The organism is Chamaesiphon polymorphus CCALA 037 (assembly GCF_003003845.1).
In the GTDB taxonomy this organism is placed as follows: Bacteria; Cyanobacteriota; Cyanobacteriia; order Cyanobacteriales; family Chamaesiphonaceae; genus Chamaesiphon; species Chamaesiphon polymorphus.
This window is the reverse complement of the sequence record NZ_PVWO01000058.1, coordinates 1-18,471: the sequence shown is the minus strand read 5'-3', so window position 1 is coordinate 18,471 and position 18,471 is coordinate 1. Positions and strand designations below refer to the sequence as shown.

The following is an 18,471-nucleotide window of genomic DNA, read 5'->3' as shown; positions in this document are numbered from 1 at the left end:
GCCTAGAGCCAGTCAGCAAACGAATTCAGATTATTTTTAACGGTCAAACGATCGCCGATACTACTGCTGGCTATCGCGTACTCGAAACCAGCCATCCGCCTGTATATTACTTACCCCCAGCAGATATTCAGATGCAATATTTGCAGGCAACGACGCGCGGTTCCTTCTGCGAGTGGAAGGGCAATGCGCTGTATTATCACCTCAGCGTCGGCGATAAGCGCGTTGAAAACGTGGCTTGGGCATATCCAACCCCCACCAAGAATTTTCAGTCGATCGCGAATTACCTGGCTTTTTACGCGCAGCCGATGGATGCTTGTTATGTCGATGGCGAGCTGGTAACGCCCCAACCTGGTGAGTTCTATGGCGGTTGGATTACCAAAGATATCGTCGGGCCATTTAAGGGCACTCCTGGAAGCTGGGGTTGGTAAGCCAGTGTACTTGAAAGTTTCGATCTAATTAGATAGACTCTATCCCGAACAGGAGCTAAACGCGATAATTAAACCCATCCACTGGGATACTGCGACTCTCCGTCGCGAAATGGTCGGGTACAACATGATGTCTAGACAGAACAGTATTTATCAGCGCGTCCCCACATCCGAATGGCGAACGGATACCAACTGATATCTTCTTTTGCGATCGAAATCCCTTTGCCCTCACCCCGCCAGATCCTGCGGCTCTGGCTCCCCTCTCCCAAGCTTGGGAGAGGGGCTGGGGGTGAGGGCTATCGATCGGCAATCTCTGCCGCCAAAACTCGATCGATTGTTTGTAAAATAGAGATCCTTTCTATATTTGCATCTAACTTCACGACCTGTTATTTTAGATATTTCCGAGTAAATCATCGTTGAGATCGTAGATATTCATCGATCGAAATCCTCTTTGATGGGCGGTTGCATAACTCCCATCGCTCGCACCTCCAAGCTCGCATATTTTTCGGCAGCTACATCGAGAGCGTTAGCAGGGCAGACAAAGTAGCCAGCTATACATAAATCAAAATGAAATCCTGTTAGAAGCTATAGATCGGTGTTAATAGCAATATCGATTTTGTCACCACTGGCGGCTGCTGTCGATCGAACGCACCGCGAACGCTCGACCCTTTATTCAATCAACTATCGCGCTGCCCGCACCATACAATTATGAACCACTCAGACAATCATTGGCGCATGAACCATTCTCCTCTTTCGACTGCTGCTAACCAAGAACCTTATCTCGGCCCGCGTTGGTTGGTGGAAGAACGGGATGCTTGTGGGGTGGGTTTTATTGCGTGTCCGTCAGGGGAAACCAGTCATAAGCTGATGCAACAGACGTTGACTGCTTTGACTTGTATGGAGCATCGCGGTGGTTGTAGTGCCGATCGCGATTCTGGGGACGGTGCGGGGATTTTGACGCAGGTGCCTTGGGCGTTATTCGATACATTGGTGCAAGGTAAAGATCGATCGCGGCTAGGTGTCGGGATGCTGTTCTTGCCTCAGGATGCCGCTAAACGTGACGTAGCCAAACAGATTATCGCTGATGTCGTCAGTCAGGAGCAGTGTGAATTAATCGGTTGGCGCGAAGTTCCAGTCGATCCAAGCACATTAGGTACTCAGGCGCGCGAAAATCAGCCGTACATCGAGCAGGTGGTTATTGGCGGAACTAGCACTGGGGATGATTTGGAGCGACAGTTATATTTGGTGCGTCGCAAAATCGTCAAGGCCATGCAAGCTGACGGTACGGTCAAGCCTGGAGATGATTTTTATATCTGTTCGCTCTCCAATCGGACGATCGTCTACAAAGGGATGGTACGCTCGGCAGTATTGGGCGAGTTTTATAGCGACTTAACCAACCCAGAATTCACAGCAGCGTTTGCCGTTTATCATCGTCGCTTTAGCACCAATACCCTACCTAAATGGCCGCTGGCACAACCGATGCGGATGTTGGGGCATAATGGCGAAATTAATACCCTGTTGGGCAATATTAACGGAATGACGGCGCGGGAAAGCGACCTCAATCATCCGCTGTGGAACGACAGATTGCGCGAGTTACAGCCGATTCTCAATCTCGATAATAGCGATTCAGGGACATTAGATAATGTCTTGGAATTGATCGTCCGTTCCGGTCGGAGTCCGATTGAAGGGCTGGCGATTATGGTACCAGAAGCGTATAAAAATCAGCCAGAATTAGATAAATATCCCGAAATTACCGACTTCTACGAATACTATTCGGGATTGCAAGAAGCTTGGGATGGCCCAGCTTTGCTCTCATTTAGCGATGGTAAAGTTGTCGGCGCGTCACTCGATCGCAATGGCTTGCGTCCAGCGCGGTATTGTATCACCAAGGATGGCTATATTTACGTCGGTTCTGAAGCTGGCGTGGTCGATTTACCCGTTGAGGAAATCGTCGAAAAAGGTCGGCTTGGCCCCGGACAGACGATTATTGTAGACTTAGAAACTAAAGAGATTCTCCACAACTGGGAAGTTAAAGAACGAATTGCCCGCGCGCATCCTTATGGCGCGTGGCTGAAAGAATATCGTCAAACATTAACCAGTCAACCATTTGCAACTACTCCGCAAGTAGAACCGTCGAATCTGCTCAATCAGCAGACGGCATTCGGCTACACCGAAGAAGACATCGCGATGATCGTCAACGATATGGCTGAAAACGGCAAAGAGCCGACGTTCTGCATGGGCGATGATATTCCCTTGGCCGTATTATCCGAAAAAGCGCATCCCTTATACGATTATTTCAAACAACGCTTCGCGCAGGTCACCAACCCTGCGATCGATCCATTGCGCGAAAAATTAGTGATGTCGCTCGATGTCAGTCTGGGTAAAAAGGGTAACTTACTCGAAGCCAAACCCGAACATGCGGGGATGTTGAAGTTAACTAGTCCCGTCCTGAATGAAGCCGAATTGGAAGTAATTAAGGCTTCCTCGCTCGGAACGGAATTTCTCTCCACTCTCTATCCAGTTAATGATGGCGTCGGTGGCTTGAAACTCGCGATCGACAAATTGTGTACCGCCGCTTTAAACGCTGTCAATGCAGGCCGACAAATCCTGATCCTCAGCGATTGGACTGCTAAAGGTTTGACCGACGAAATCACCTATATTCCGCCACTCGTCGCCGTCGGTGCGGTGCATCATTATCTCACTCAGCAAGGCTTGCGCGCGCGCACTTCGATCGTCGTCGATACCGCTCAGTGTTGGAGTACCCATCATTTCGCCTGTCTGGTTGGTTTTGGCGCATCCGCCGTCTGTCCTTATTTAGCTTGGGAATCCGTTCGCAGTTGGTGGCATTCCTCCAAAACCCAAGCCGCCATCGGTCGGGGCGAACTTCAGATTACGATCGAGAAAGCCCAAGCTAACTATCGCAAAGCGATCGAAGATGGCTTGCTCAAAATCCTCTCCAAAATGGGGATTTCTCTACTCTCATCCTATCAAGGGGCGCAAATATTTGAAGCGATCGGCATCGGACGCGAAGTCCTAGATATCGCCTTCAAAGGCACCACATCTCGCATCGGTGGCTTAACGATGGCCGATATCGCCCAAGAAACGATGACTTTCCATCACAAAGCTTTCCCCAAAGAACTCAAAAAACTCGAAAACCTCGGCTTCTTCAACTACCGTCCCAGCGGCGAGTACCACATGAATAGCCCCCAACTCGCCAAAGCTCTCCACAAAGCCGTGGATGCTTATGCGACTCAGGAAGGTTACGACCACTATGAGACTTATAAAAAGTATCTCCAAGACCGCCCCTTAACCGCCCTGCGCGACTTATTAGACTTCAAGAGCGATCGTCAGCCGATTGCCCTCGATGAAGTCGAGTCTGTCAGCGAGATCGTCACCCGCTTCTGTACGGGCGGCATGTCCCTCGGCGCACTCTCCCGCGAGGCCCATGAAGTCCTCGCGATCGCGATGAACCGCCTCGGCGCGAAATCCAATAGCGGCGAAGGCGGCGAAGACCCCGTGCGCTATAAAACGATCGACGATGCCGTCGAGGGTAAATCCGCCATCTTGCCCCACCTCAAAGGCTTGAAAAATGGCGACACCGCCAAAAGCTCGATCGTCCAAATCGCATCGGGACGCTTTGGCGTGACCCCCCAATATCTGATCAACGGCAAACAGATCGAGATCAAACTCGCTCAGGGTGCGAAACCAGGTGAAGGCGGTCAACTCCCAGGGCCAAAAGTCAGCCAATATATCGCCATGCTCCGCCGCTCCAAACCCGGCGTGATGCTAATTTCACCACCACCACACCACGATATCTACTCGATCGAAGATCTAGAGCAACTGATCCACGATCTCCATCAAATCAACCCCAAAGCCGCTGTCTCCGTCAAACTCGTCGCCGAAATCGGCATTGGCACGATCGCCGCAGGCGTCGCCAAAGCCAACGCCGACATCATCCAAATCTCCGGCCACGACGGTGGTACGGGCGCATCTCCCCTTTCCAGCATCAAACACGCTGGCAGTCCGTGGGAACTCGGCTTAACCGAAGTTCACCGCGTCCTGATGGACAATCAACTCCGCGATCGAGTATTATTACGCGTGGATGGTGGATTAAAATCCGGATGGGACATTATTGTCGCCGCCCTGATGGGAGCAGAAGAATACGGCTTTGGATCGATCGCGATGATTGCCGAAGGCTGCATTATGGCACGCGTCTGTCATACCAATAAATGCCCCGTCGGTGTCGCCTCCCAGCGCGAAGATCTCCGCGCTCGCTTCCCCGGCATCCCCGAACAAGTCGTCAACTTCTTCCTCTTCATCGCCGAAGAAGTCCGCAGCATACTAGCCCGTCTCGGCTACAAATCTCTTAACGACCTGATCGGACGTGCCGACCTCTTTACCCTGCGCCCAGAGGCCAAATTAACCAAGCTAGAGAGCATAAATCTCGACTGCCTCACCCAACTACCAGATACCAAACTCGATCGCTCCTTCCTCGTCCACGGCGATATCCACACCAACGGAGCCGTATTAGACGACGAGATTCTAGCCGATGTAGATATTCGGAACGCGATCGACAACCAAGGCACCGCCACTAAATCCTACACCGTCGTCAATACCGATCGATCTCTGGGTGCGCGAATTTCTGGTGCGATCGCGGCCAAATACGGTGACAGCGCATTTGAAGGCCAACTTACCCTCAACTTCCAGGGCGCAGCCGGACAAAGCTTCGGTGCATTCAACCACGAAGGAGTCAGCCTCAACCTCACAGGCGAAAGCAACGACTACGTAGGCAAAGGCATCAACGGCGGCGAAATCGTCATCAAACCCCATACAGGCACCATCTTCGACACCAGCCGCAACGTCATCATCGGCAACACCTGCCTCTACGGAGCCACAGGCGGCTACCTCTTCGCCAACGGACGCGCAGGCGAACGCTTCGCCGTCCGCAACTCCCGCGCCACCGCCGTAGTAGAAGGTACAGGCGACCACTGTTGCGAATACATGACAGGCGGCGTCGTCGTCGTCCTCGGCCAAGTCGGACGCAACGTCGGCGCAGGCATGACAGGCGGTTTGGGTTATTTCTTGGATGAAGACGACACATTCATCGCCAAAATCAACCCCGAAATTGTCAAATGGCAACGGGTACAAACAGCCGCAGGCGAGAAGCAGTTGAAAGATTTAATTGCAGCACATGGTGCGAAAACAGGATCTCAGAAAGCACAGGAAATCTTAAGTCGCTGGGCAGAATACCTGCCTAAGTTCTGGCAGTTGGTTCCTCCTTCGGAGGCAGAAACGCCAGAGGCTAGTGAGAAACAGGCTGTCAGTGCTTAGAGTTCAAGAGGTTAATTGGAGGCTCCTTTTAGGGGTCTCTTTTTTTTAACGCAAGTAGATAAAAAAGGCGCAAAGTATGTACAGAGGTTGTTTGTGCTAGTGGGTTAGGGGCATTGAGGAAGATAATGTTTCACTTTGAGGTTAAGGGGGAATATTAGCATTATGTGATTTTATGTTCGATCGAGATGCTGAATAAAGTAGATGGTAAGGTTGGGTTTAAGAATGAGGCTTCACTATATCCAGACTAATTTGTATGACTGTTACTAGAACAAGCTATTGCCAAACTATGGCAGAACATCACGCTGGCAAAATGTAGGAGTTAGATCCAGACTCGAACTAGCCTTTACCTTTTATTCTGAGGATTTACCAACTCGCTCAAACCCTCACCTAAAAGCGACAGCCCAGTCACCATTAGTGTCAAAGCCATTCCCGGAAAAAGCGTCGTCCACCAAATCCCGGTCGAGAGTGCGGGTAGAGCTTGCTTGAGATCGTGTCCCCATTCAGCTACCTCGTCGGGCAAACCCAAACCGAGAAAACCCAAACCACCCAAGACGAGAATTGCATCCGCAGCATTGAGGGTAAATAATACGGGTACGCTTTGCACCACGTTGGCAAATAAATATTTCGTCAGAACGTGGCGGGTAGATGCGCCCAGAGCCTGAGCAGCTTCGACAAACATTTGCGTTTTTAGACTAGCCGTCTGATTGCGCACGACTCGAAAGTACTGGGGAATATAGGAAATGCTTAATGCGATCGCAGCATTAAAGACACCTTTACCGACGATAAACGCCAATGTTACCGATAATAATAAACCTGGTAACGTGTAAATCGTATCCATCACGAATAGTAAGACTCGATCGAGATTGCCGCCTAAATAGCCGCTGACCATCCCTAAGGGTACGCCGATGAGCAAACTCATCAAAGTTGCTAAAATCACTACTTGTAGAGCCGCCTGAGTCCCAAACAGCGTCCGCGAAAAGACGTCGTAGCCTTCTCTACTCGTCCCAAACCAATGCTCCCAAGAGGGAGCTTGATTGATGGGGTTATATGGTGGCATCGGCGAACCCAATAAATCTTGCGGATCTTGGAGTAATCCGATCGCCTGTAACAATGGTGCGAAAATGGCGATCGCGATGAAGCTGGCTGTAATAATTAGCCCTAATGCTAGCAATTGGGTTGACAGCCGATCTCGACGTTTATTGAAGAGTTGTTTGACAGATCCGAGCGAAATTTTACTGACAGCCATATAGCAGTTTGCGGCGATCGACGAACGGTTCATTTACTATAGGACAAATGGCGTCCCGATCGTCTGTTTCTATTTCCAACTTACGAGTCAGTCCGATCGAGTCCGATAAACCCATCGGCTAAAATTTGGGTACGTATCTAGCTTAAGATCGAAAATAGCATGGTAATTCTCTCAAAACGATCGAGTTGTGGTTAAAATTGGCATCTTAGGACTGGGAACTGTTGGTACGGGGACGGTTCAAATATTACGAGATCCCGTAGGTCGGCATCACTTACTCCAATCGATCGAGATTCAGCGAGTCGGAGTGAGATCGATCGATAAGGCGCGTGTGGTGGATCTGCCCTCAGAGCTGGTAACTACAGATCTCGACTCGATCGTGTCCGATCCCGACATCGATATTATCGTCGAGCTAATGGGTGGCATCGAACCCGCACGTAGTTTGATGCTCAAAGCGATCGAACATGGCAAGCATATCGTCACTGCCAACAAAGCCGTTATTGCTAAATTTGGCGATGAAATCTTCACTGCGGCCAATCAAGCAGGCGTCTATGTAATGCTAGAAGCTGCTGTCGGCGGCGGGATTCCGGTAATTCAACCCTTGAAACAGTCTTTGGGTGTCAACCGGATTCAACGGATCACGGGGATTATCAATGGGACGACTAACTATATCTTGACGCGGATGACTGTCGAGGGTGGTGAATTTGCCGATATCCTGGCTGATGCCCAAAAACTCGGCTACGCGGAGGCAGATCCGACCGCTGATGTGGATGGATTGGATGCGGGGGATAAAATCGCAATTTTGGCATCGCTGGCGTTTGGGGGCAGAATCAAGCGGGATGACGTGTATTGCGAGGGCATTAGAAAAATTAGCGCGACGGATATTGCCTATGCTGACAAACTCAATTTTGTCATTAAGTTACTAGCGATCGCCGAACGCGTTGAAGGTGGCGGGGTCTCCGTTCGCGTACATCCGACTTTCGTGCCTAAAGATCGGCCTCTGGCGACGGTAAATGGTGTCTACAATGCGATTTTGGTCGAAGGCGAACCCTTGGGACAAGTGATGTTATTCGGCCCTGGTGCTGGTGCTGGTGCGACGGCTTCGGCGGTAGTTTCCGATATTCTGGCGATCGTGGGTGTGATGCAGACTAATTCCAGTCACGAAGATGCCGTAAATTCACCCAATACATCGCTCCATCCCTTGTTAAGCTGTAGTCATAGCCACTATAGCGAGATGGCGACCTTATCGAGCTTGCGGAGTAGTTTCTATGTGAGATTTCTCTGTATCGACGTCCCAGGCGTCATCGGGAAGCTCGGAACTTGCTTTGGTGCGCATAATGTCAGTATCGAATCGATCGTCCAAACTGGTTTCCAAGGAGATCGCGCTGAAATTGTCGTCGTCACTCATGAAGTCTATGAAGGTGACTTTGAATCAGCATTAGCTGAGATTCGCGGTTTAGACTCGATCGCTAGTATTCCTAGCATTATTCGCGTACTCTAAAGAAGCAGAAAACGCAGTTAGATTACGCAACTTATTAAGTAACAAATTAAGGCTAATGCTAGTGCAAAACAGTCGAGCGACTAGAAATACTTTTGACTGCTCCGAGAGTCATTAAGGTACTTTGAGTAGCGATCGATAAACCACTCGTCCCTGCTATATTCATGTCCCGATACGGTTTGGGTAGTGTCAGGGTGTGAGTGCAGGTAAGTGTATCTACATCCCAATATTTAATAGTTTCATCCTCACTACAGCTATATAGGGTGCCAAATTCGCGACTGTAACACACCGACCAAATTCGCCGCTGGTGTCCGGTTAAAATTCCTAAACAATCTCCGGTATTAGTATCCCACAATCGCAGTGTGAGGTCGTCGCTAGCACTGACTAACATTTCTGGGCGGGTAGTAGCTGCGGGAATAAATGTCACAGATCGAATTGTTTGGGTATGTCCGACGAGGGTGCTCGTAGATTGGCATCGATCGATATCCCATAATTTAATTAAGCAATCGTCGCTACTGCTGGCTAGTCTGTCGCCTGTAGTATTAAAGACGATCGATCTGACTCGATGCTGATGTCCGGTGAGGATCGTCTCGATTGTTTTAGTTTGGATGTTCCACAGCTCTATCTGCTGGCTGGTTCCAGCGATCGCAATTGTGGGCAATCGCGGGTGAGGTGCGATCGCCCAAATCCATTCTACTTGGGTATTATGCAATAGCTGGGATTGGTTAGTTTGAGTATCCCATATTAAGATCGTCCGATCGTCGGCTGCACTAATTATCGTCCGCTCGTCTTGGCAAAATGTCACCGTCCACACCCAATCGGTATGTCCGCGCCAAGTTTTGAGGCATGTCCCGGAGGCGACATCCCAAATTTTAATCGTGCGATCGTGACTCGCACTGGCTAAAAGTTTACCGCTAGGACTAAATGATAGCGATCGAATTCTACCTGTATGTCCCGATTTTGTTTGCAGGAGTTCGCCTGTTTTGGCATTCCAGATTCTCAGCCGTGCATCGTCGCTACCACTAGCTAAATATACTTCACCTGAAGCTAATTTAGAACTCAGTGCGATCGCCCAAATCCGATTGGAAACTCCAGCTAAAGTTTTCAAACAGCGACCTGTTTTGGCATCTAATATCCGCACTAATTGTTCGTCACTACCGATTGCAATTGTCGATCGATCTGGACTATAAGCGATCGATCTAATGCGTCCTTGCAGTTCGGAAACTGTCGTTACAGGTTCCCAATTATTGACATCCCAAATTTGAAATTTATCGGTACCCGCACTAATTAATTGTTGCCCGTCGGGACTATACATTAACGACCAAATCGAACTATTTTCCGCAGGTTCGATCTCTTCCACACAGTCACCACTATCGACATTCCAGACTTTAATTGCCCGATCGTTGCTACCGACTAATGTTTGGCCATCGGGGCTAAAAGCCAGCGCGCGAATGCGCTCGGCATCCTCAGCAATAATTTTTACACATCGTTTCGTCCAAATATTCCACAATTTGATAGATTTGGCACTACTAGAAGCAAGTGTATAACCGTTGTTACTAAAAGCTACCGACCAAATTACTTCTTCTGGTTCGTAAAATGTAAATACACATTTACCAATATTTAGATTCCACACTTTTCCGGTGCGATCGCTACTGACACTAACCACAAAAATGAGTTTTTTCCAAACTACAAATCGCGCCGACCACACCCAATCTGTATGTCCGCGTAAAATATGTAGGCATTCTACTCGTTCCCAATCCCAAATTCTCACGGTTGCATCGTTACTAGAGCTAGCAATCAGTTTGCCATCGGGACTAAATGTCACATTTCTAATCCAATCTCCATGTGCTTGCCATGCTAAAATTTGCTGTCCGTCGCTTACTTTCCAAATCCGAATTTGTCCGTCCATTCCACCCGTTGCTAGGTATTGTCGATCGGGACTGAATGCGACGGTAAAAACACTCCCTAATGACTGAGAAAATACGGTTCGATCGAGATGGCAATAGGCAAAATTTACCAGCGGTAAATCTACACCTTGCAGGTAAGCTTGACAAATTGGTAAATAGGAAAAATTATAGCCAGTCAAATCTATTTTCAACCCTAATAGTAAATTGATGATATTACCGATCGCATAGCCAATTTTAGTTGTATTAGTGCTATTTTTAAACGATCGATCGTCGAGCTGTTGTTGTCGAAAGTAATTAATTAAAGAGCGAAACTTAGACTCGATCGTAGCTGTAGTTTGAAATTTTGTCAGCCGATCGAGTGTGGGTATTAACAATAACCGTTGTTGAGTTTCGCGAATATAATCTTTAGCCGTCGCTCGAATAATTGCATGGGTTCTAAATAACTCGAACTCATGAGTGTCTAATTCTTGCCAGATCCGATCGATAAAGCGAACGGTGACATATTCCATCACGACATTTTGAAGCGTGAACCCACAATCGATCGCGTAAATTAACGAGCGATCTATTAAAGAGTCGAGTGCCGCAACAATATTGACGATCGAACTATCGAAAATATCTGCTGCTAAATCTTGCGGTGTGACGGGTTCGCGATGAATTGCCAGCCAATAGATAACCGAGCGTTCTAGTTCGGATAATCGATCGAATTGAGCTGATAATAAGTCCTCGATTTCGCCAAAAACGATTGGCACCTTAGCAAAATCGGCAATCCGATTATTAAATATATTCTTAATCGTAGCAGCGACAATTTCTAAAGCCAAAGGATTGCCATGATATCGAGAAATTAACCATTCTATTTCTAAATCCGTACCAAATACACCTTTACGATGCAGAATTGTAGCTGCTTGCTGCAATCCCACTAGCTGCATCACTTTCACAGGTGAAGCTTCACCTTCCAAACGGCGAACCTCCCGCAATTGTTCTCGACTTGTCACCACCACACAACTTTGATGAGCCGATTCACCCAGCCTGCGAAATAACTCACCATAACCACTGGCTTGAGGTTGATAATTACCCGTCAGCGTACCACCTTGTAAAATTGCCTCGGCATTATCCAAGACAATCAGACAGCGATTAGTCCGCAATCGATCGATTAAAGCGGTAATTTTTTCGCCTAAAGTTGGCGGTAGATCGATCGCTTGATGCTGAGAAAATAGTTTGATACAATCGGCGATAATTTTTTCGACAGGCGGTGCTTCGCGTAAGCTTCGCCAAATTACATATTTAAATTCACCCGCAATATCTTGAGCTAATTTGGTGACTAATGATGTTTTACCAATGCCACCAATACCTAAAACTGTTACTAACCTAACTCCTTCGGTCACAATCCAGCGATCGAGAGTAGTTATTTCGACATCTCTACTCACAAACATCGATGTATCTGGTGCTTCTCCCCAATCGCAATTAGCGATCGAAATTGGCTCTGTTTTGGCAATTATTTCTTGCCAATCTAGTCCCAATACCTGACAAAAAGCCTTGAATGTCTGCGATTTAATTGCTTCACCTTGAAGAAATCTTTTCCACGAACCAATAGAAGTCTCGAACTTTACTTCCTTATCCCAATCTCGATCGGGTTCGAGAATTTTGCTAGCTTCAATCAACCATTGAGGATTGTCGATCGTCCAGCCGCGATTGATTCTCGCTTGTTTGATGCGGTGGAGTTGTGCTGGATCTGCTTTAAGACTAGACATGGACGACGATCGCTAGATTGCCTGTGGTTGTTAACCACTAGAGTGATTAAACTGCGATCGTAGTATATCATAAAGTTACACGAATGTGTAGTCGATTACCGCTGGTGAAGTTTGTTGTAAAATATAAATATCCCACTAGTACTGAGCGGCTTAAATAAAGTTACTATTTTGCTGGGTGTGGGGTGTCGGGTATCGGGTGTTGGAAATAGTGTCTTCACTTGCGCCGCCGAGTACTAGCTGTAACTAGAAGGATATCTGCACAGCAATTAATTTGTCTACTTAGATTTTAACAGAAATTACTTTTCGAGCGACTTTATAGCACCTAATACCATCACCGAGTTTGAACTGATATGTCTGAAGAACGTTTCGATCGCATAGAGTCCCAGATTGCTGAGTTACGCGAACTCATACAGCAGAATATGCTGTTTACACAGCAGAGCATCAGTACCATGCAGCAGAATATGGTGGCAATGAATCAAAATATCGATGCTCTCAGAGAAGATGTCATTGCGCTGCGCCATCGGATCGATAGTGTTGAAGGCAGTCAGAACGTCATTATCCGCGAAGGTTTTCAATCGTTGATGTCTTACAACGACGATCTTAATTATGAGATGTCCGATATTGCCAGACAGACTAGATTATTGAAACGGCGAGTGGTGCGGTTAGAGCGCAAGGATCGAGAAGATTAAGATTTTTTTAACGAATAGCAGGGGTTTAAATCCCCCACCTTTTAGGTGGATTGTTGTTAGGGGAGGGTTTAAATCCTCATCCTAACAACCCAATTCTCAATTCTCAATTCTCAATTCTCAATTAATTTAATAGCGTCGGGGAGTTTCATAAATTCCCCTGTTTTTGGTGACTTGAGATCTGAGAGCAAATAATCTCTAATTTGTCAAGCACAGTTTTAGTGTGCCAAAAGTGTACTTGCGGTAAATTGGCAGAAGATATATCCTCGAAAAAGAAATACACCACCGATCGAGATACACGTTTTGTAGGTGTCATCAGCTCTCTTCAGCAATGGTGCGATCGCGATCGTCATCATGCCCCTACAGCCTTATTTTCCAGATCTAAAAATTATATTCGATGAGTCTTCAATGCTGGGGATCGGTTTTGTGCTGATATCGATTCTCGTTCCGAGATTATGCCAAAGACGCTACGCTCTGTCTAGAAGTTCTCAATGTCGCTACTTACTCTCAAACAATAGTTATTAGGAGTTTCCGATGCTAAATTCTCAAGCCCTTCAACTTCTCCAACAGTATTTAGCGCGGTTTGCCGCGACAGATGGTTTTGAAGAGAAAATCGAGAGTATTTTTGGTACAAATCTTGGTAGTGCGGCACTTCGTCAACAATGGTCGATCGGGGATTTTAGTCTGATTCCCGAAATCAGGGTGTTGGCGAATGGGGAGTTGGGGACGGCGAATGGTGCTTATGCTGCGGATTTAGATGAGATTTTGGTGTCTGCGGACTTTTTGGGACGGCATCAGGACGATCCTGTAGCGGTGGCGGGGTTATTATTGGAGGAATTTGGGCATAAGCTCGATCGAGTCTTAAATGGTAATATCGATAGTCCTGGGGATGAGGGGGCAATTTTCCGCAGTTTGGTGACTGGGCAAAGTTTATCGGCTGAAATGTTGGCGGGATTGAGGACGCAGGACGATCGAGCTGTAATTGTGCTGAATGGTAATGCTGTTGAGGTAGAGAAGCAGGAATCTAAAATAGTTAACGGAATCGAAGTCGATATTAATGGGTTTGAACTACGTCCTGTTAATACAGTGATTGAAGGTTACGGTCCTGGTTGGGCAGAAGGATATGTAAGCACTGAAAGTGGTCGTGCCGTACAGCGATATAGTACATTACAATATGAAATAGTCAGTCAGACTGCAACTGTAGGTATTGATGTTCAACCGATTGCTGGGACATTAATCTTTCTTGCTGGCTCGTCTACTTCTACAAATCCTCTCCCTGCCATTAATGTTTACAATGATGATATCAATGAATCAGACGAAACCTTTTCGTTGAGATATTTTAATACTACTGGCGATTTAGTACCAAAAACAATTACTTTCACCATCAGTGATACTCTGAAATCGCCACAAACTAATTCGATTCAATCGCTCCCTCGTGTTGAGAACTTAAGGCTGACAGGTACAGCCAATATCAACGGAACAGGTAATATTGGAAACAACATTCTTACTGGTAATTCAGGAAATAATGTTCTTAATGGTTTAGCTGGTAATGATACTCTTAATGGCAACGGCGGAAAAGACACTTTAAGAGGTGGTTTAGGAAATGATACTTATGTCATAGACTCTGCTGTGACTGCTGGTGGTAGCATTATTGATGATGATGACGGTACAGCCGATTCGCTGAAACTCTCTGGAATGCTCAACAAGCCCTTGTCTAAAGGTCTATTGGGATTTGGACGAGTTGGTACAACTTTAGTTATCGACTTAAATGAAGATGGCATTATTAACACTGGCTTTACAATAACGGGTCCACTTGGATTAACAAAAGATCTATCAATTCTAAATTTCTTCTCTACTAATGCAGGTTGGAGTGCTGGAAAAGGCTTTATCGAAACATTCAGTCCTTCGAGCAGAGCAGTTGATAATTTTTCTGGTCAGGATGTTCTCAAGCTCTTTAGTTTAGAAGGAAAGGAAAGCGTTACAGGTGGTTCTTTACCGAGAAAACCTGTCGAAGATATAGATCCAACCTATCGCAACATTCGCTTCAACATCATCGGAGAAACACAAGCAGCAGAAGAAACTATTCGTAAGTCTTGGACACAAGGTAAACAGGTATGGGTTGTTGTTCATGGATGGAATAGAGATACTACTATTTCCCCAGTTATAGATCCGATCGTTAATCACTTAGCTGAAACAGTAAAGAAAGCAAAGCCAGGTGATATTGTGCTGACTCTTGACTGGCAAGAAGCCTCCCTCGGTATAGGTATTACTGGTAATGGAGATGCTGCTGGTTGGATTTCATCTGTCGCTGATTTTGCAGCGGATAAACTAAAAGCATGGGGACTTACCGATTTTGCTAGTTTTGGTCATCTCAATTTTATTGGTTATAGTCTTGGATGTTTACTTAGCAGTGAAATATCTTCTCGCTTTCGTGCTGGGGTGAATACGATTACTGCTTTAGAACCGCCATCAGAGGCGAATCTTTTGGCAGCACGTACAAAATACGATTTGAATTTCAGTGTGACTGGAGTACAGGAACCCAAGCGGTTTGAAGATGTATCTAGATTTTCAAGAGCTTTTTTAGGAAGTAGAAGTATTGCAGGGAATGATGTATTTGCCAGTTGGGCTGATGAATCAATTTTAATGGACTTTGGTGTAGGTAGCAATATAGTAAGTGAACATGCTTGGGTCGTGCAAGCTTTCGACAAATCGATAGACCCTAAGTATTCTTCTAACAGACTAGTAGATAATTTATTTGCACTGAACAGCAACGATTCGGGTTACTTTAATTTCAAACAGAATCAGTTTAAAGTCGAGGCTCCTGGGGAATTAAATTATGAAGGAGTAATTAGAGTCGATCGAGATGCACTATTGCCCCTTTATTTTAAAGCCAAACCTTTTGATTCATACCCTCCAAAAGGTATAAAAGGTATGGACTATGTTATTTACGGTACATACGGTAGTGATATCTTCATCGATAGTACGGATGACAGAGATCTTATCGATGGCGGGGAAGGCAATGATGATATTAAGGGCGGAAAAGGGGACGATTATCTATATGGTGGCATAGGAAATGATTCTGTAAAGGGTGATGATGGCAACGATTATCTAGATGGTGGTGAGGGTAATGATTCTCTCTTTGGTGATGAGGGTAATGATAATCTCGATGGTGGTGAGGGTAATGATTCTCTCTTTGGTGGCGTAGGGGACGATCGTTTCATGTGGGGCGGTCTAGGCGATGATAATCTCTATGGTGGTAAGGGTAACGATTCTCTCTCTGGTGATGAGGGTAATGATTTTCTCTATGGTGATGAGGGTAATGATTTTCTCTCTGATGATGAGGGTAATGATTTTCTCTTTGGTGGTGAGGGTAATGATTTCTTAAAAGATCCTTATGGCTCCAATCGTCTTTATGGCGGTGATGGTGATGATTATTTAGATACTGATTTTATAAGCACCGTGAAAAAAGGTGGTGATGGGAGTGATAATACTCTCGATGGTGGTGCAGGTAATGATTATCTTGTAGCTGGTGATGGCAACGATCTTTTTGATGGTGGCGAGGGTAACGATGAGCTATACGGTAATTCAGGCGATGACAATCTAAATGGTAATTCAGGCAATGATTCTCTCTACGGTGGAGAGGGTAATGACATACTAAAAGGTAGTTTGGGATCTGACATTATTTTTGGTGGTACTGGTAAAGATACATTTGTCTATAATAGCATCCGAGATACTGGAGATATTATTAAAGATTTTGGTGTTGGTGAAGATAAGATCGTCCTCACCGATCTCCTTAATAGTTTTGGATACAAAGGATCTAACCCGATCTCTGATGGTTATCTTCGGTTTGGTTCGCGGGGGAATGATACTCTGCTCCTAATCGACTCAGATGGTTTGGCGGGAAGACAACGAGCTTTACCTTTTATCACCGTTGAAAACACAACTTTGGTGGCACTGCAAAACCCCGATAACTTTGTTTTCTAGACTTAAATAGGCATGAAATCATCTATTGACTGGATAATTTCATGCTTAATTATTAATTTGCACTCATAAAATTTCAAGGTAATTATATGTTCTTCAAATCCTCCATTCTCACAATTGGTTTTGTTTGTGGCCTAAGTCAACTTATTTTTGCTAGTTCTGTTCGAGCTGCATCGATCGACTTCAGTAGTTGGAATCGATATGGGGATGTCAATACTCCTGCATTAGGTTTAGCTAATTTCTCTACCAATGCCCTACAAAATGATGATGCCAATCCCGATAGCTTGTTTAATTTTTCAAATAGCCCTGCTATTGATAGCATAACATTGGAATTTAACTTAGGACTTCCCACTCAAAGTTTAGATCCAGATGTTCCCAACTTTATATATGCCTTTGAAGGTTCTGGGTTAGAAAATCGATATACTTTTACCGAAGATACAATCTTGAGTTTTGGCTGGACTTTTTTAACAAATGACGCAACTCAAACAATTAGTGGATTTAATTTTGATGATTATTCATTCATCGCCCTGAATGGCCGGATTCAGACATTAGGCAGTACAAATAGTTCTGTCAATACATTAGTTTCTTCCAGCACAAATTTTAGGCGTGAATTTTCTGGAAGTTACTTGCAAACTCTCAGCCCAGGAACTTACAGTATCGCTTTAGGGGTTGTAGATGTGGGTAGTTTTGACAATACGTCAGCTCTCAGAGTCAGCAATGCTCAATTAATGAGCCAAAGCCAAAAAGTTCCTGAACCTTCGGGCATTGTAGGTATACTGACAGCTTTCGGCTTAACAGTTAAGTCCATTATGAAGAAACGTAGAATTTGAAAAAATAGCAGAGTAGTCATATAAATTACTTAGGAATGAGGATCTAACAATATACAAATCTACCCTCGTTCCCATCTTGGGTAGGGGCAATTCATGAATTGCCCCTACCCAAGAATTGCAAGTTATTTAGTTCTCATTCCTTAATGATGTTGTCTTCGAGTTAAAGTTTAATCTTGCTGAATGAAGATTTGCGATCGAGATCCTAGATCTGGTTGAGGGGTATAAGACAGGAAAAGATCGCAATCTTCAATGAACATATTAACAATCTCTAGGTGATAATAAGATCGGTAACTCAACAGGTAGAGATCGAAATTAAAAATCGTCCCTACTTTCTACTCCCTCATTTTATGGATTGGCAATTACTAGCATTAACGTTCACAACGGTATTCATCGCGGAAATCGGCGACAAAAGTCAACTAGCCGCGATCGCGTTAGGTGGTAGTACCCAACATCCTCGTGCTGTATTTTTCGGCTCGGTGGTTGCGCTATTATTAGCTAGCTCGATCGGTGTCTTAGCAGGCAGTGAAATGGCGGCTTTTTTACCGACTAAGTTACTCAAAGGGTTGGCTGCACTCGGTTTTGCACTACTGGCTGTGAGACTCTTATGGCCTGAGGCAGAGTAGTTACAGCGACTGAAGTCGCTGCTAGTGATACAAAGTCCGCCTACGCGGACTGATATATTTAGTCCGCATAGGCGGACTTTGCATCATGAGCAGCGGTTTCTAACCGCTGAGGTTATGGGTAGTAACTCACGGTTCGCTCATTTTGGAGAGAGGTAGTCAAATTGGGTTAAAGTTTGACAATGAGCAAGCCTGTAACCTT

The 18,471-nt window shown here is 45.8% G+C and carries 11 protein-coding genes and 1 pseudogene; 9 read left to right on the top strand and 3 right to left on the bottom strand.

What is annotated here, in order from left to right; genetic code table 11:
- The 3 genes and pseudogenes from C7B77_RS06885 to gltB all read left to right on the top strand — a co-directional run.
- A partial coding sequence (locus C7B77_RS06885) for a DUF427 domain-containing protein (protein ID WP_106301947.1) occupies positions 1-428 on the top strand: 428 nt, incomplete at its 5' end.
- A 43-nt stretch (positions 429-471) separates the two neighbouring features.
- Positions 472-621, top strand: a pseudogene (locus C7B77_RS31660) (DUF2087 domain-containing protein); the annotation flags it as partial.
- A gap of 539 nt (positions 622-1,160) precedes the next feature.
- Positions 1,161-5,756, top strand: coding sequence for a glutamate synthase large subunit (gene gltB / locus C7B77_RS06875; RefSeq protein WP_181243738.1), 4,596 nt, complete (start codon positions 1,161-1,163; stop codon positions 5,754-5,756).
- Positions 5,757-6,099: 343 nt separating this feature from the next.
- Here gltB and C7B77_RS06870 read toward each other — a convergent pair whose 3' ends face one another.
- Positions 6,100-7,002: an ABC transporter permease gene (locus C7B77_RS06870; RefSeq protein ID WP_106301939.1), complete on the bottom strand. Its 903-nt coding sequence runs from the start codon at positions 7,000-7,002 to the stop codon at positions 6,100-6,102.
- Complete coding sequence (locus C7B77_RS31355; RefSeq protein WP_281261339.1) at positions 6,989-7,117, bottom strand: hypothetical protein; 129 nt, start codon at positions 7,115-7,117, stop codon at positions 6,989-6,991. Before C7B77_RS31355 ends, C7B77_RS06870 begins: the two co-directional genes overlap by 14 nt.
- 72 nt (positions 7,118-7,189) lie before the next feature.
- On the opposite strand from C7B77_RS31355, the gene C7B77_RS06865 reads away from it, so the two are divergent.
- Complete coding sequence (locus C7B77_RS06865; RefSeq protein WP_106301938.1) at positions 7,190-8,500, top strand: homoserine dehydrogenase; 1,311 nt, start codon at positions 7,190-7,192, stop codon at positions 8,498-8,500.
- A gap of 58 nt (positions 8,501-8,558) precedes the next feature.
- Here C7B77_RS06865 and C7B77_RS06860 read toward each other — a convergent pair whose 3' ends face one another.
- Positions 8,559-12,152, bottom strand: a complete 3,594-nt coding sequence (locus C7B77_RS06860; protein ID WP_106301935.1) for a WD40 domain-containing protein — start codon at positions 12,150-12,152, stop codon at positions 8,559-8,561.
- Positions 12,153-12,502: 350 nt separating this feature from the next.
- On the opposite strand from C7B77_RS06860, the gene C7B77_RS06855 reads away from it, so the two are divergent.
- The 5 genes from C7B77_RS06855 (at position 12,503) to C7B77_RS06835 (ending at position 18,272) form a co-directional block, all read left to right on the top strand.
- On the top strand, positions 12,503-12,841 hold the full coding sequence (locus tag C7B77_RS06855) for a hypothetical protein (RefSeq protein WP_106301932.1): 339 nt from the start codon (positions 12,503-12,505) through the stop codon (positions 12,839-12,841).
- A 306-nt stretch (positions 12,842-13,147) separates the two neighbouring features.
- Entirely contained in the window at positions 13,148-13,363 is a 216-nt protein-coding gene (locus C7B77_RS29125; protein WP_146138215.1) for a hypothetical protein, read from the top strand.
- Positions 13,364-13,372: 9 nt separating this feature from the next.
- The gene (locus C7B77_RS06845; protein WP_146138214.1) at positions 13,373-16,822 is read left to right on the top strand and encodes a Calx-beta domain-containing protein; all 3,450 of its coding nucleotides are present in this window, start codon (positions 13,373-13,375) and stop codon (positions 16,820-16,822) included.
- A gap of 86 nt (positions 16,823-16,908) precedes the next feature.
- Positions 16,909-17,649, top strand: a complete 741-nt coding sequence (locus tag C7B77_RS06840) for a hypothetical protein (protein WP_106301926.1) — start codon at positions 16,909-16,911, stop codon at positions 17,647-17,649.
- A gap of 347 nt (positions 17,650-17,996) precedes the next feature.
- Complete coding sequence (locus tag C7B77_RS06835) at positions 17,997-18,272, top strand: TMEM165/GDT1 family protein (RefSeq protein ID WP_106301923.1); 276 nt, start codon at positions 17,997-17,999, stop codon at positions 18,270-18,272.
- Positions 18,273-18,471: the final 199 nt, after the last annotated feature.